This window comes from Nostoc sp. 'Peltigera membranacea cyanobiont' 232 (assembly GCF_002245985.1).
Classification (GTDB): domain Bacteria; phylum Cyanobacteriota; class Cyanobacteriia; order Cyanobacteriales; family Nostocaceae; genus Nostoc.
Map to the genome: position 1 here is coordinate 94,898 of NZ_NOLK01000009.1, position 14,688 is coordinate 109,585.

Annotated in this window: 14 protein-coding genes and 2 pseudogenes; 6 read left to right on the forward strand and 10 right to left on the reverse strand. The window is 41.8% G+C overall.

Features of this window, described 5'->3' with window-relative positions; all coding sequences use genetic code 11:
• Positions 1 to 121 precede the first annotated feature (121 nt).
• The gene (locus tag CDG79_RS05245) at positions 122 to 952 is read right to left on the reverse strand and encodes an inositol monophosphatase family protein (protein ID WP_094341187.1); all 831 of its coding nucleotides are present in this window, start codon (positions 950 to 952) and stop codon (positions 122 to 124) included.
• Between the two features lie 336 nt (positions 953 to 1,288).
• Positions 1,289 to 2,713: a BCD family MFS transporter gene (locus CDG79_RS05250; protein ID WP_094341188.1), complete on the reverse strand. Its 1,425-nt coding sequence runs from the start codon at positions 2,711 to 2,713 to the stop codon at positions 1,289 to 1,291.
• Between the two features lie 236 nt (positions 2,714 to 2,949).
• On the opposite strand from CDG79_RS05250, the pseudogene CDG79_RS05255 reads away from it, so the two are divergent.
• A pseudogene (locus CDG79_RS05255) lies at positions 2,950 to 3,747 on the forward strand (Rpn family recombination-promoting nuclease/putative transposase).
• Positions 3,748 to 3,769: 22 nt separating this feature from the next.
• Here CDG79_RS05255 and CDG79_RS42095 read toward each other — a convergent pair.
• The 3 genes from CDG79_RS42095 to CDG79_RS05265 form a co-directional block, all read right to left on the reverse strand.
• Positions 3,770 to 3,922 (reverse strand): hypothetical protein, encoded by a 153-nt coding sequence (locus CDG79_RS42095; RefSeq protein ID WP_189524886.1) that lies wholly within the window; start codon positions 3,920 to 3,922, stop codon positions 3,770 to 3,772.
• A gap of 184 nt (positions 3,923 to 4,106) precedes the next feature.
• Positions 4,107 to 4,439: a clan AA aspartic protease gene (locus CDG79_RS05260; protein ID WP_223278017.1), complete on the reverse strand. Its 333-nt coding sequence runs from the start codon at positions 4,437 to 4,439 to the stop codon at positions 4,107 to 4,109.
• Positions 4,440 to 4,471: 32 nt separating this feature from the next.
• Positions 4,472 to 4,744 carry a hypothetical protein gene (locus CDG79_RS05265; protein ID WP_094341190.1) on the reverse strand — a complete coding sequence of 91 codons (273 nt, stop codon included), beginning with the start codon at positions 4,742 to 4,744 and terminating at the stop codon, positions 4,472 to 4,474.
• A gap of 225 nt (positions 4,745 to 4,969) precedes the next feature.
• Between CDG79_RS05265 and CDG79_RS05270 the strand changes: the two genes are divergently transcribed.
• Complete coding sequence (locus tag CDG79_RS05270) at positions 4,970 to 5,734, forward strand: hypothetical protein (protein WP_094341191.1); 765 nt, start codon at positions 4,970 to 4,972, stop codon at positions 5,732 to 5,734.
• Between the two features lie 18 nt (positions 5,735 to 5,752).
• Positions 5,753 to 6,661 (forward strand): annotated as a pseudogene (locus CDG79_RS05275) (AIPR family protein); the annotation flags it as partial.
• A gap of 435 nt (positions 6,662 to 7,096) precedes the next feature.
• On the opposite strand, the gene CDG79_RS05285 reads toward CDG79_RS05275, so the two are convergent.
• Together CDG79_RS05285 and CDG79_RS05290 are read right to left on the reverse strand one after the other, a co-directional pair.
• Positions 7,097 to 7,414, reverse strand: a complete 318-nt coding sequence (locus tag CDG79_RS05285) for a helix-turn-helix domain-containing protein (RefSeq protein ID WP_094341193.1) — start codon at positions 7,412 to 7,414, stop codon at positions 7,097 to 7,099.
• On the reverse strand, positions 7,386 to 7,643 hold the full coding sequence (locus CDG79_RS05290) for a type II toxin-antitoxin system RelE/ParE family toxin (RefSeq protein WP_223278018.1): 258 nt from the start codon (positions 7,641 to 7,643) through the stop codon (positions 7,386 to 7,388). The genes CDG79_RS05285 and CDG79_RS05290 overlap by 29 nt, the downstream gene beginning before the upstream one ends.
• A gap of 129 nt (positions 7,644 to 7,772) precedes the next feature.
• Between CDG79_RS05290 and CDG79_RS05295 the strand changes: the two genes are divergently transcribed.
• Both CDG79_RS05295 and CDG79_RS05300 read left to right on the forward strand, forming a co-directional pair.
• Complete coding sequence (locus CDG79_RS05295) at positions 7,773 to 7,997, forward strand: hypothetical protein (RefSeq protein ID WP_094341195.1); 225 nt, start codon at positions 7,773 to 7,775, stop codon at positions 7,995 to 7,997.
• Between the two features lie 268 nt (positions 7,998 to 8,265).
• The gene (locus CDG79_RS05300) at positions 8,266 to 9,213 is read left to right on the forward strand and encodes an aldo/keto reductase (RefSeq protein ID WP_094341196.1); all 948 of its coding nucleotides are present in this window, start codon (positions 8,266 to 8,268) and stop codon (positions 9,211 to 9,213) included.
• Between the two features lie 10 nt (positions 9,214 to 9,223).
• On the opposite strand, the gene CDG79_RS05305 is transcribed toward CDG79_RS05300, so the two are convergent.
• From CDG79_RS05305 to rimO, 3 genes are all read right to left on the reverse strand, one after another.
• Complete coding sequence (locus CDG79_RS05305; protein ID WP_094341197.1) at positions 9,224 to 9,802, reverse strand: Uma2 family endonuclease; 579 nt, start codon at positions 9,800 to 9,802, stop codon at positions 9,224 to 9,226.
• A 190-nt stretch (positions 9,803 to 9,992) separates the two neighbouring features.
• A complete protein-coding gene (locus CDG79_RS05310) occupies positions 9,993 to 11,519 on the reverse strand; it encodes a DEAD/DEAH box helicase (protein WP_094341198.1) in 1,527 nt (508 codons plus the stop codon).
• A 269-nt stretch (positions 11,520 to 11,788) separates the two neighbouring features.
• Positions 11,789 to 13,108 carry a 30S ribosomal protein S12 methylthiotransferase RimO gene (gene rimO, locus CDG79_RS05315; RefSeq protein ID WP_094341199.1) on the reverse strand — a complete coding sequence of 440 codons (1,320 nt, stop codon included), beginning with the start codon at positions 13,106 to 13,108 and terminating at the stop codon, positions 11,789 to 11,791.
• A 675-nt stretch (positions 13,109 to 13,783) separates the two neighbouring features.
• Between rimO and btpA the strand changes: the two genes are divergently transcribed.
• Positions 13,784 to 14,671: a photosystem I biogenesis protein BtpA gene (gene btpA / locus CDG79_RS05320; protein WP_094341200.1), complete on the forward strand. Its 888-nt coding sequence runs from the start codon at positions 13,784 to 13,786 to the stop codon at positions 14,669 to 14,671.
• Positions 14,672 to 14,688 lie beyond the last annotated feature (17 nt).

Here is a 14,688-nt window from a genome sequence, read left to right on the forward strand (position 1 = left end):
ACCAGCTTTATTTATACTCAATTCTTTGTTTGACTAGGGTTTTGTTAAGTTTTATATTTATATGCTACTACTCAATATGCTGATTGACAAAATCACTGTTTTCAGAAGTGAAAGGGGCAAATTAAATTTTTACGCCTTCGAGAAAAGGTTGAAATACTGGAACTAATTCGGGACGACTGACAACAAGAGTTGGAAAAGAGCGATCGCTATAATCTTCTCCTGGTGATAATGGGAACGGTTCTGACTTCAGCGATAACCATACCCCACCAGCAGCTTGGACAATCACCCAAGCACCAGCTAAATCCCAAACTTTTGGTGTCGCCTCAATACCACCTAATGTTGCTCCAGTCGCAACCATCAAAAAATTATAGCTAGCCACACCCAACATCCGAATTTTACAGGGAAAGCCGTTTTGGATAACTGCGGTGCTGCGAGAACAGAGGTTAAAAAAGTGATTGTTGCTGGGACTATCAACGCTGGTGTGGATGGGGTGGAGGTTGAGAAATGCTCCTATTGGCGTTGCTAAACCAGATGAACCTGGCCAAAAACCATGAAAAGCTTGATTTAAGGTTGGTGCGTAAACATACCCAAAAATGGGCGTGCCTCGATACAGTAAACCCAGAGATATTGTCCAGATGGGAATGCCGCGTGTGAAGTTGGTTGTACCATCGAGAGGATCGATTACCCAGCACCACTCAGTACCCGGAAATGACCGTTCGCCCTTGGCGTTGGCGAAGCCATCGCTTTCTTCGCTCAAAATGCCGTAACCAGAAAAAGTAGAAGCGATCGCATCCCGAATTTCTTGATCTGCCCATTTATCTGCTTGCGTCACCAAACTACCATCAGCTTTTTGTGAAGCCTGTACTTGCCCAAAATCTTGCATTAGCTGCTTGCCCACTCTGGTAGTAGTACTTTGGGCAAAATCAAGAATTGTTGTCCAAAAATCATTCATTGGTTATTAGTCATTTGTCATTTGTCATTTGTCATTTGTCATTTGTCATTTGTCATTTGTCATTTGTCATTTGTCATTTGTCATTTGTCATTTGTCATTTGTCATTTGTCATTTGTCATTTGTCATTTGTCATTTGTCATTAGTCATTAGTCATTTGTCATTTGTCATTAGTCATTAGTCATTAGTCATTAGTCATTTGTCATTTGTCATTTGTCATTTGTCATTTGTCATTTGTCATTAGTCATTAGTCATTAGTCATTAGTCATTTGTCATTAGTCATTAGTCATTAGTCATTTGTCATTTTTCATTTGCCCCATGCCCCATGCACAATACAGTTTAATCTAAATCGCTTTCCAAAACCGAAGCGATCGCCAGCTTTGTACTTGTTTTAAATTCTGTGACGTTTACCCGATTGAGAAACCAAATCGACACCAACATTCCCACGGCTTCTAGAGCAAATACCAGTCCATAAGCTAAAACTAAATTGGGTAATAGCTTGCGACCTATATCCAATAAAGTACCACCTAAAACCACTGCCACACCTCTAGCCATAGCTTGCGCTAGTCCCCATGCCCCAATAAATGTACCTGCGCTTTCGGCAACTGTGAGATCCAACATTAAGCTAACTGCTGCTGTAGTTAAGACACCAGTGGCTAAACCGAACAAAATTAGACTTAGCTTCAGGAAAGCTGGATTAGCTGTGAAGCCTGATATCCCAAGTAATAGTGTACAAAATGCCACTAATATGCAGCCTAGTTTTGCAGTTCTCCGTTTACCTAAACGTGGCACAATCAAAAAACCACTCACACCGTAGGCAATCAGTACACCTGTTCCATAAAAAACATTCAGTTTAGTACTTTCTGCTAAGGGCATTTTAAATACCTGACCTGCATAAGGTTCCAATACTGGGTCTTGCATAAACAAGCAAAGAGTCATCACCAGTAAAAAGGTGAAGAATATACCTGTTTGCGGGCTAGCTGTCAAGATTTCCCAAGCTTTGCCCAGAGTTATACTGTCTTCCCGATTTACTAATGTGGTACGGCTTAAGTATTGGGAGTATTTTTTTTCTACGCCTAATGTCGCTGCGATCGCTAAACCAAATACAATTGCTGGGACAATCATAAATAATCTGTTGACAGAAGCCTGTAAAGTTGCTGTCGTTGCATCTGGTGTCAGCAATTTGGAACTAATAATCGCCCCAACAATAATCCCCACCATTAGCATTGACCAGACTACACCAACTACTTTGGAACGGTTATCTTCTTCAGATATATCCACTAGCAAAGCAGCAAAGGCAGTGCCGCTAGCAGAAATTCCTAGACCGTATATAGCAAAGATTAGTGACAGAATTGCTGTCCAACCGATTGTTTGGGTTGTCCATGTCCAACCACCTGCACTAGTAGCGGCAAGATTTAGTTGCCATATTACTTGTATAGCTAAAAATGCGGCGATCGCAAATATTGCCGCGCCCACCCAAACATAAGCTGTGCGGTGGTATCCCCATAACGGCTTGGCATCGGAAATCTGGCCGAACCAGACACGGGAAGGAGCAACAAATAAAGGCAGTGCTAGAACTACTGATACCAGCGTCGCCGGAATTGCTATTTCTTGAATCATGACTCTGTTAAGTACCCCCAGAGTCAAAATGGACATCATGCTCAACCCCATTTGAAATAAACCCAGCCGGAACATGGTCAGCAGGTTTACCCTTGGCAGAGATGGGGATTTTGTTTTGGTATCAAATACTTCACCGCTTGCCATAGCTACTTTTTCGTATAGTTTATAGGATTTAATCTCTCTCTCTTTAAATAAAGATAAACCCTACCCGCTCCAAATCAGCGAACGAAAAGTTGAAGTTGCGATTTGGCAAGCAATTATACACCTCAATTAGGGTATGCTTCAGCCAAGTTAGGATTAATTTTTAGGGCTTGGTTGTAATCTGCGATGTCTACGACGAGCTACGCCTACGCATAACGAAAGAATTTTAGGATGAAGTAGTGAAACGAGACTCCATTTACTATCAAATTTTTAAGCGCTTTCCTGGGTTACTCTTTGAACTAGTTGATAATCCTCCTTTGCAAGGGCAAAATTATCGATTTGAATCAGTTGAAGTCAAAGAAACCGTTTTTCGCGTCGATGGTGTTTTTTACCTCCAGAGGATGCAACATCCAGAGCGATCTTTTTTGCTGAAGTTCAATTCCAAAGAGATGAAGCCCTTTACCATCGGTTCTTTACCGAGTCGCTGATGTACTTGAACCGGAATCGTTCTCAGTATGATGACTGGTTCTGTGTGGTAATTTTTTCATCACGCTCATTGGAACCAAGGGATCAAAAAACTCATCGAATATTTCTCAACAGCGACCAAGTGCAGCGAATCTATTTAGAATGAGTTAGGCGCGACTAATCAACAGCCAATAGGCATCAACTTGATGCAGTTGACTCTAGCATCGGATGAAGTGATGGCACAGCAAGCAAAGCAATTGATTGAGCGGGTAAAATTAGAGGAAACGGACACACTGCCGAAAAACGAAATACTAGACATCATCACCACAATCGCCGTTTATAAGTTTTCTTCATTGAGTAGAGAGGAAGTTGAAGCTATGTTAGGACTAACTTTAGAGCAAACAAGGGTTTATCAGGAAGCCAAAGCCGAAGGTCGAGAAGAACGGGAAGCTGAAATGTTGAAACTTACCGTCCCTCTGTTACTACAAACAGGGATGAGTGTGGAACAGATTGCTCAACACCTCAATGTTGATATAGAAGCTGTCCAGATTGCCGCACAGTCAAGTACATAGAATCGACATTTAATGTCTGTTGTCAGATTTGGGCAAAATAACTGGTGAAGTTCATTTGAGCGTTGTTAGCATTTGAATTACTTTCTGGTAATTTTGTGTTCTCCCTGGTTGCATAGATCAGCCGCTTTTTGCAAAGGAGCGATCGCGCCAAAATATGACAGATTAAGATGCTCATAACTTCACTGGAGGCGATACCTTCTCTGCGAGACGCTGCGCGAACGGTAAGTTTCGCTAACGCATCTGTGTTCAAATGAGAACCATAAGAAAATAAGCTAATACCATGCTTTGGTATGAAGCAAAGAAACGTAATACAGAAAAATTGTTATGCTGCGTCGCTAATACACACTTCTCGCCGAAGGTTATAGAATTTCATCCACCAGAACCGTACCACCCTCACAAAAATCTATACTGAGATGATAATCTTCAAGCAGGGCAGTTCCAATAAGTGGACGACGACCCATTGCTAGGGCTGCAATATTACGCTCCACACTATTCCATATAACTGTTGCCAAATAAACATCGGTTTCCACAGTGGAGTTGTTAGCGAGGTTTGCGTTGATGTTGATGAGGTAGGGCAAGCCAAGAGCAGCAATGACAGAAGGCGGCAAGGTTAAGAACCCTTCAAACCCTGTATCAATAACACATTCAATTTCTACACCTGAACCTTCTGGGGGAAGAATAATCAGACTCATTCTTGCCTGAAGTCCAACTACAGTCCCGTGTATCACTGTGCCGTCCTGAGCAATGTACCACCAACTGCATAAACGGCATCAAAACCAATTCTTTCTCCCCAAAGTGCTGCATCGGTTTGCTTGGATCGTAATCGAATACTCGTTTCGACTAAATCATCACCGATTTCATAATCTCCTGTTTCAACATTAATCGAGATAATTTTGCCAATGTTCTCTTGTGTCTCAACTTTGGCACGGATACTTTTTTGATAGAGTTCCTTTCCACGTCGGGCGACTTCTTGGCTACTGAGCGTCGGGTGGGACATAAATAAATCCCCTGTTTAAGCTGCTAGATTCTTCACTTCATTGTAAAGCAGAAGCTACAGAGGTTAGAGAGCAATGCTTGGTTATTTAGGAGTTGGGAGAGCGATCGCGTTTTTGGAAGGTTGTATGGGTTTTACAAAAACGTGGCAGTTCTGATATCTTAGATGCTACATCAAATTTATGTCATATAATATACTGTAAATCTCCGTAAATTATAAACAATCATTATGCAAGAGTCAGAATTGGAATACTCAAACTTATCTGAATTATTATCACCCTACAGGAAAAAAGAAAGGAGTGTCGGTAGATCATTTCTAAATTGGTTTTTAGAAAATATTTTTGGCATGGATGATACATCTGCTGACGATGCAATTTGTGATGGAAGCCAGGATAAAGGTATAGATGCAATATACGTTGATGAATTAAATGAAGAAATTATAGTTTTTCAATCTAAAACTGTTGAAAGTGCAAACAAGACTATTGGTGATACAAGTTTAAAGGAATTTGCAGGAACTCTTAACCAGCTTTCAACTATTGAAAACATTGAGCTTATAGAGAAGGGAAATGCTAATGAAATACTAAAAAAGCTCGTAGTAGACCTAAAGCTGAAAAACAAGGTTACAAATGGATTTATTGTAAAAGGTATTTTTATAACTAATGCATCAGCCGATCAAAATGCAGCAGAATATTTGGCTTCTAACGAGAGCATTAAGCTTTTTGACAAGAAAAAGATAGTAGAAGTACATATAGACTTTGAGAAACAAGGTGGAGTTAATGATGAATTTGTCTTTGACTGTTCTCACGTAACCCCTCTAAACTTTTCTACTCTCGACAACATCGCAGAGGTATGGGTATTTACTGCTTTTGCAAGCGATTTAGTAAAAATGTCTGGAATTGAAGATGCTTCATTATTTCAACAAAATGTACGACTTGCTTTAGGCTCAACAAAAGTTAATAAAGCAATTAGAAAAAGTATCTTAGATCCAAATTAACATGTTAAATTTCAACTTTATCACAATGGAATTACTATAATTTGTGACTCGGCTAAACATGAAAATGAAAAAATAATTATAGATAACTATGTGGTAGTGAATGGTGCTCAGAGTATTACTACTCTCTACAATCAAAGGAAAAATATTACTGAGAATTTAAAGATACTTACTAAAATCATAAAACTTAATACTAACGATGTAAGTCTTGTAAAAAAAATTACGACTAATAGCAATAATCAGAATGCTATCAAGCCTAGAGATTTACAATCAAATCAAACTATACAACAAAGACTAAAAAAAGAATTTGAAAGCATTGATGGCTATGAATTTGCCGTAAAAAGGGGAGAAATCTTGGATGAAGGTAAGGTAATAAGCAACGAAGATGCTGGAAGAATGCTATTAACATTTGATCTGAATGAACCTTGGAACTCCCACCAAAAAGCGCAGATTTTTGACGAGTACTATTCAAAAATATTCGGTAGACCAGAAGTTAATGCCCAAAGAATAATTCTTGTATATGAAATCTTCTCTGTTGTTGAAGAACAACTAGACCAAATTGACCATAAACAATATGCTTATTATTCAGCAACAAAGTATTTTCTACTATATGTTATTTCTAAAATTATGCAAAAGGATGAAGTTGGTAAAGCTGTATATACAAATAAACTAAAGATTGTGTTAAATCCTAAAGAATTAAATGAATTTAAGAGAATAATAACTGATATCCTCAGAAACAACATTATTGTAGATTTAAACTACTTTTTGAAAGACGAAAGGAATTCCACTTTTGATTACAAAAAAGTATCTAAAAACACAACTGAGTTACAAAGTTTGTGCATGGAACTATTAAAAGATTATGAAAAAGACCTGAAACGGGCAAAAGCAAAAAGTATATCTGAGCAGTGGAAAGCCTTTAAAGAGCAGTAAACTTGCTGAATCCTAGTGAAGTCGCTGTCAGCAGATACGAGAGTAATATTATGATGATAAATTGCTGTTGTGGCGATCCATAAATCATTATCATCAAAACCGAGATCCTGAATGCGGGTACTGTAGAAGGTGATTTGGTCACTTCTGATTGAGATGAAACTGTTTTCTGAAAACCAAGAAATGCTATATATTGCTCAACCTGAGTCAGTTGGTCATCTGGAAGTTGAGCAATCTGTTGTTGAAGTTGACGGCGGCGCTCAAGCATAGTTATCGGACACCTCGCGGGAACGACTGAACTTTCATTTTACTCAATTGATACAGTAGCAATGGTTTTGACGATCGCACTATAAAAGTCAAAAAGCTTGAACAAAGAGCGATCGCAACATTGAGTAGGAACTAGTTAAAAAAGAGCGATCGCACTCCACCAACGACCTCTTAATCAATCACGCTATTCAATCCCCGTTTCTTAACTAGGTGCAACAGCTTAAGAGCAGTACCACTGGGACGCTTCTGACCGATTTCCCACTTTTGAACCGTTGATAGACTTGTATTCAAAATCGCAGCAAATACTGCCTGACTAACATGAGATGATTCGCGTATTTCCTTAATTTGCTTAGGTTCTAGCGGTTCAATCACGGACAAGCATAGACGGTCGAATTCACGCAATGTAGTCTGATCCATCAGTCCAGCATTGTGCAGCCCCGTAGCCGTTTCGTGAACGGCTTCAAGAATCACTGATTTCTTCTTCGGCATTGCAAATTACCTCCATCAATTCATTTTCTAGCTTGCCTTTTTCAAGATCCTGTGGCGTGTAAGACAACAGCACCGATGCCAGCTTTTTTAATGCTTCTTCTTCTTTTTTGTTAATATTACTGCGCTGGTTTTTCGGGAAGCCGAAAACAAAAAACCAGCAATCTCCCTTGTTGCTGGCGACCAGTGTACGAAAGCCACCACGCTTACCTTGTCCAGAGCGGGCAATCAAGCCACATAAAAATATCAATATTAAAATGTGGTTTTAACTACGCTATTCCATTGAATTAGTAAGATAAACTTGCCGTATGTCTGTCATCAAACTACTTACCTTCATCTAGTAACCAAAAAGGCATAGGCAATGACTAAAGAACCAGTCAAAGTAATATTATGGGAAGTAAACCAAAAAGATTTTCTAAAAAAGTTCTACGATCTCCAATTTACTCCCAGAGTAGGAGAGGAAGTTTACCTAAAAAAGGAGAAATGGAAAGTAACCAGAGTTGAGCATGATGTAGAAATTAGTGAGATTAATGTCTACATGGAATTAATCAAAAAACCCAAGCAGGATAAATCATCTAATTCTTAAATACAAGTAAATACACTCAACTATAGCAATCCTATTTGATTTGTGAGAATTGCGACCCGCAGATCCCCGACTTCTCGAAGAAGTCGGGGAATCTTGTTTATGCGCGTTTGATTCAGGTTTTAAATCTTTATGCAAGGCGCGATGTCTACGACGGGCGTAGCTGCGACACCACAAGATTTGCAGCCAAGTGGTGGCGATCGCACCCAATCTTGTCTATAACGATACACTATAAAAGTAAAGAAATGTAAATAAATCAAATTTTGCAACCGTGGAAAACATCACATTGGGGCAAAATGGCCCAGTTGTTACACCCTTGTGCATCGGTACTTGGGCTTGGGGTGATAAACTATTTTGGAATTATGGCGATCGCTACGGCCCAGAACAGTTACAAGAAGCCTTTACAGCAGCCTTAGAAGCTGGCATTACCTTCTTTGATACAGCCGAAGTCTACGGAATGGGACTATCAGAGAAATTTTTGGGGCAATTTCTGCAACAGACACAACAACCTGTACAAATCGCCACAAAATTTGGCCCCCTACCGTGGCGATTTACAGCCCAATCCGTCTCGGATGCTTTAACAGCCAGCCTCAAACGGCTACAACTTGAGCGAATCGCCCTGTATCAAGTACATTGGCCTTTTGCCTTCTTTTTAAGTCAAGAAACTTTGATGAATGCCCTAGCGGATGAAGTGAAGCGGGGCAGAATTGCCGCAGTTGGTGTAAGTAATTACTCAGCAGAGCAAATGCGAGACGCGCATCAAATATTAGCAGCCCGTGGAGTGCCTTTGGCTGTGAACCAAGTACGTTATTCTTTACTCAGTCGCCAAGTTGAAAGCCAAGGCATTATCGCAACTGCGCGTGAGTTGGGTGTGACTATCTTGGCATATAGTCCTTTAGCTCAGGGATTGCTCACTGGCAAGTACAGTATTGATAGTGCTGAAACCCCCACTGGTGCGAGGAAAATAGACTCGCGATTTAAGAAAGAAGGTCTACAAAAAATTGCCCCAGTTATATCTTTGCTACGTAACTTCGGGGAAAAATACGATCGCACTCCTGCCCAAGTTGCTCTCAACTGGTTAATTGCTCAGGGGAATGTTATTCCCATTGCTGGGGTGAAGACAGCCGAACAGGTACGGCAGAATGCTGGTGCTTTGGGCTGGAGATTGAGCGACGATGAAATTCGAGAGTTAGAACTAGTTAGCCGTCCTTGGCTGTAGTAGTTTTGAGCTACTCAAACACAGGAGGCCAAATTTCTGACACTACTAGCTCCCAACCGGGTAGTAAGTCTGGTAGTGTCAGTTTGTCATTGTCCTGCAAAACTATTGGTTCTTGGTTGAGGCGATAAACTGTGAGCGTCAATTTGTCAGGATCTATCAGGATACCAACCGTAGATCCGAGTTGTAAGAATAGCTGAATCTTTTCTACCAGTGGTTTGATCCGGTCTGACTTAGATTTTATCTCTACCATCAAATCAGGCACCAGTTCCACAAAGTCGCGCTTGCTTGTTTTAAGTCTATCAGCCCGAACAAAAGACACATCGGGAGCGCGGAGATTTCGTTTTTCGTTATCAGCTTCTTTCCCGTTTTCAGTTTCTAATGTCGGCAAAATAAAACCAGCGCTAGAACCCGTTACCCGTCCTAGCCTCTGTGGGCGTACCCAGTTGCCCAGTAACCTAGCTAACTCAGCACCTATTTCCTCTGATTCATAATCTGATGGCCCCATAACAACTATATTTCCGTCTACTAGTTCCATCTGCCATTCTGGATGCTCTACTTGTAGTTGCTCTAAGTCTGGGATAGTGAACATAAGATCGCGAATAATGCATCTTTAATTTATCTTCCCATAATTGGTTAGAAAAAATTACCCAAAAAAGCCAAAAAGTCAAGAGCCAAAGTCAAAATCCTGACTCTTAACTCTCAACTCTCCAATTTTAGATTTGGATTTTGGATTGAAGAAAAAATCTAAAATCCAAAATTAATTCACTTCTAACTGTTGACTAAGAAGCTGATTCCCTAGCTGTAGGTGAACCTATCTTTTTACTAGGGGATGCAGAAGACTCTTGCCCACTTGTCCGCAGTTTTGGCTTGGGAGAAGAATGTCTTTCTTCGTTGCTATCTGATTTCCACGCAGAACGAGGGCGATCGCTGGAAGATGATTCACGACGCTTACCAAGTCTTGGTTTGGGAGCGGAAGATTCCTCTTGGGGAATTTCCACGTCTGAACTTAACCAAGCGGGACGAGTTTGATCGTAAGCAATTTGCAATGCTGCTGCGGCGATCGCTTGAGCATCGTATTCTTCAATCAGTTCGCTGACAATTGGCAAGAATGAAGCCAAACGCTCACCTGTCAAAGCTTCGCGCACTTGTTCTTGCAATTTCATGATGTGCCGCGCTTCAATTTGGGCACGTGTTGGAATGGTCAGCAATTGCCAACTTTGGCGGTTATGACGTTCAAATGTTTGCTGTTTGCGCCGCTCAAATGGTTGTACTAAGGAAATTGCTGTTCCTTCTTTACCAGCACGACCAGTCCGACCAATACGGTGAACGTAGGTTTCTACGCTATCGGGTAAGTCGAAGTTGATTACGTGGGAGAGTTGATCGACATCTAACCCCCGTGCTGCAATATCAGTTGCTACCACCCAACGGACTTGACGGTTACGGAATCTGATTAATAACCGTTCCCGTGCTTGTTGTGACAAGTCACCGTGGTATTCATCTACACTATGACCAGCCCCTTGTAACTGACTGGTGAGTTCTGCGGCGGTGCGTCTGGTGCGAACAAAGATTAAAGCTGTTTCTGGATCTTCCATTTCCAGAATCGGCTGTAAAGCTTTAGCTTTTGTCCAGTGACGGGGAATCAAGTAAGCTACTTGATTAATTTTGTTAGGAGCAGCTTTTGGTTGCTCAACGGTGACAGTTGCAGGCGATCGCAAGAACTTGTTCACCAACATCCGAATCGATGGGGGCATTGTTGCCGAAAACAAAGCTGTTTGGCGGTCTACGGGCGCTTGCGAGAGGATTTTCACCACATCGTCAATAAAGCCCATGCTCAACATTTCATCGGCTTCATCCAACACAAACCATTTCACTTGATCGAGCTTTAAACAGCCGCGATCCAGTAAATCGATCACCCGTCCGGGAGTACCCACGACCATGTGAACGCCACGTCTGAGTTGTAACATTTGGCGGTCAATTGATTGACCACCGTAGATTGCTAACACTCGCAATCCTTCATCGCCGATGAATTGGGCGATCGCATCGTGAACTTGCATTGCTAATTCACGAGTTGGGGTTAAAACTATGGCTTGTACGGCTTTTTGATTAATATCTAGCCGCTCTAAAATAGGCAGTGAAAATGCTGCCGTCTTGCCTGTTCCAGTTTGAGATTGACCGACTACATCACGACCACCTAACAATTGGGGAATTGCTTGGATTTGAATGTTAGTTGGTTCGGTAAAACCGATTTTTTCTAGTTGGGCAACACGTTCTTGGGAAATGCCTAATTCTTGGAATGAAAGAGTCATTAATTCGTCCTAAATTTTATGTAAGGATTTTTGGATTAGTCATTTAGTCATTAGTCATTAGTCATTAGTCATTAGTCATTAGTCATTAGTTATTAGTAAGCCAAGGGCGGTAGCGAAGCCTCAAGTCTTTGAGAGACTATGCCAAAGAGTCCGCGAACTTCAGGTAAACCCTCATGAAAACTGCCATTAACGCAGCATTGACATCAAAATAAGGGTAAATCTGTAAGGGTCATTTAACAAAGGACAAAAGACAAAAGACAAAGGACAATTTAGTTATTGACTACTTGACCATAGAGGTCGTATGTATCAGCGTGGTGAATCGCTACTGGCACGATGGTTCCTAATCTTGCCTGGCCTTTGACATACACCAGACCATCAACCTCTGGGGAAAATCTACCTGAACGACCTATTAGTTCACCACTTTCAGGATTTTCTTGCTCAATCAGGACATCGACTATTTTGCCTACTTCCTGTTGATTTTTCTTTTGAGAAATCGGTTGCTGGAGTTCCATCAGTTGGTATCGGCGATCGTCCATCACTTCTTGGGCCAACTGATTTGGTAGCTTGTAAGCTGGCGTTCCTTCCTCAGAGGAAAAGGTGAAGACACCAACATGATCGAATTCATGCCGTTGAACGAACTCTAGTAGATGCTCAAAATGCTCTTGTGTTTCTCCTGGGAAACCAACAATAAATGTTGTCCGCAATACGGCTGTTGGTAGCGCCGTTTTGATGCGATCTATAATCCCATCATTTACGCGCCCTTGCCAAGGACGGTTCATGGCGCGGAGAATCTCTGGATGAGAATGCTGTAAGGGCAAATCCAGATAAGGCAAGACGTTTGGTGTTTCTTGAATCGCCGCGATCGCATCTGGGGTCAGTCCCGTGGGATAAGCGTAGTGCATTCTGATCCACGGTATATCTACTTTCCCCAAGGCGCGAAGTAATTCGGCTAATTTTGGCTGACCGTAAATATCCAAACCGTAATTAGTGGTGATTTGGGAAATTAGAATAATTTCCTTTACCCCTTGACTAACTAACTGCTCCGCTTCGGCGACTATAGATTCAATAGTACGCGATCGCTGGTTCCCTCGAAGATGAGGAATTATACAAAATGCACAACGATAATCACAACCTTCGGCAACTCGGAGGTAAGCTACACCCTCAGTTGTAGTGCGATAGCGCGGTGTAGTTTCGTCGGCAATGTACGTTGGCTCAATACTAACCTGTTTGACCCGTTCGCCTTGTTCTACACGCTCAATTACATTAACAATTTTGTGATAATCGCCTGTGCCCACAATGGCTACTGCTTCGGGTAACTCTTCCAAAAGTTGTTCTTGGAAGTGTTGCGCCATACAGCCAGTGATTACGATCTTTTTATTTGCCTCTGCCAGTTCTACTAAAGTTCTGACAGATTCTTGCCGGGCTGCTTCAATAAAACTACAAGTATTAACAATAACGTAATCTGCTAACTCTTCATTTGTATCTACACCATAGCCTGCTTCTACGAGCATTCCCAGCATGTGTTCTGTATCAATTCGATTTTTCTCGCAGCCCAGATGAGAAATGGCAATTGTTGGCTTGTCACCCATATTTGGAAAATATCTTCATTTTTTTTCTTCTTGTAATCAAACATTCCGGCGCTAACTTCGCTTTTTTGCTATCAGCATCCTCATGAAAACACTACAGTGGCAAATTCCCACTGTTATTAACTGTCCGTGGACTCATAACCCTATCAATAAATAAAAATAGAGGTCATGTTATGATATTCCTATCAATTTGTTCCCCAGGGTAAATTGAAGTGTCTTTGGGTACATTTGACACTTGTAATCTTTTTTAACAATTCGCCTATTGGTATTTTACATTACCTTGGCGTGTGCGTTGTTAATCTACCCATCGGGAAGCCGCCCAAAGGGCTTGTTGTTGAGAAGTCGCTACCCTCCGGGAAATCGACGAAAGCGACTACGCTTGATAAAGCAGTAATGTTAACCTGGCGATTGGCAAGTCCTGCGACTGGGCGCGGACAAGATGCCTAAACCACGGAAAGCTGCCTTGCGTCTAGTGAGTGGCAAACTCCTCTTGTAGCCAGGTTTTATCTTAACATATCTTATGGGAGGTTTCACGCCAATTTCCATCTGAGGAAGGAGGCAATAAACCGACTATCATAAAACACATTTGACTAGTTAATGAAAAGTCAAGAGTCAAGGGTCATACAGTCAATAGTCAAAACATTCTAGACTCTGGACTCCGCGAGGCGGATTAAAGACGTGGACTTATATCAATTATTTAAAACTCGCTCACCGATTATTGGCGTGGTTCACCTGCTACCACTGCCTACCTCACCCCGTTGGGGAGGTAGCCTAAAAGCGGTGATTGACCGAGCCGAACAAGAAGCCGCAGCCCTTGCAAGCGGAGGGGTTGATGGGTTGATTGTGGAGAATTTTTTCGACGCGCCCTTTACCAAAAACCAAGTCGATCCCGTGGTTGTGAGTGCCATGACCATTGTGGTGCAACGGATACAAAACTTGGTGACTTTGCCTATAGGGTTAAACGTTTTGCGAAACGATGGCAAAAGTGCAATGGCGATCGCTAGCTGTGTGCAGGCGCAATTCATCCGCGTCAACGTTCTCACAGGGGTAATGGCAACGGATCAGGGATTAATTGAGGGAGAAGCCTATCAACTACTCCGCTATCGACGGGAGTTAGGCAGCGATGTTAAAATCCTGGCCGATGTGTTGGTGAAACACGCCCGTCCTTTGAGTTCTCCAAATCTCACGGTGGCTGTGAAAGACACCATTGAAAGGGGTTTAGCAGACGGAGTTATTTTGTCTGGTTGGGCTACTGGTAGTCCACCTAACTTAGAAGATTTGGAACTAGCTTGTGATGCAGCAGCTGGCACGCCAGTGTTTATTGGTAGTGGGGCAAGTTGGGAAAATATTGATACATTGATGCAGGCAGCAGATGGTGTAATAGTTTCCAGTTCTCTAAAACGTCACGGACGCATTGAGCAACCAATTGACCCAATTCGCGTCAGCCAATTTGTCGAAGCCGCGCGTCGCAGTTGGAACTCCAAAGCTGAAAGCAAATTAGCAGAACAAGTAAAGTTACATTCTAAAATGGGGCATCGGGCACGGGGCATGGAAAGAAATAAATAATCCCCAATCCCCAATCC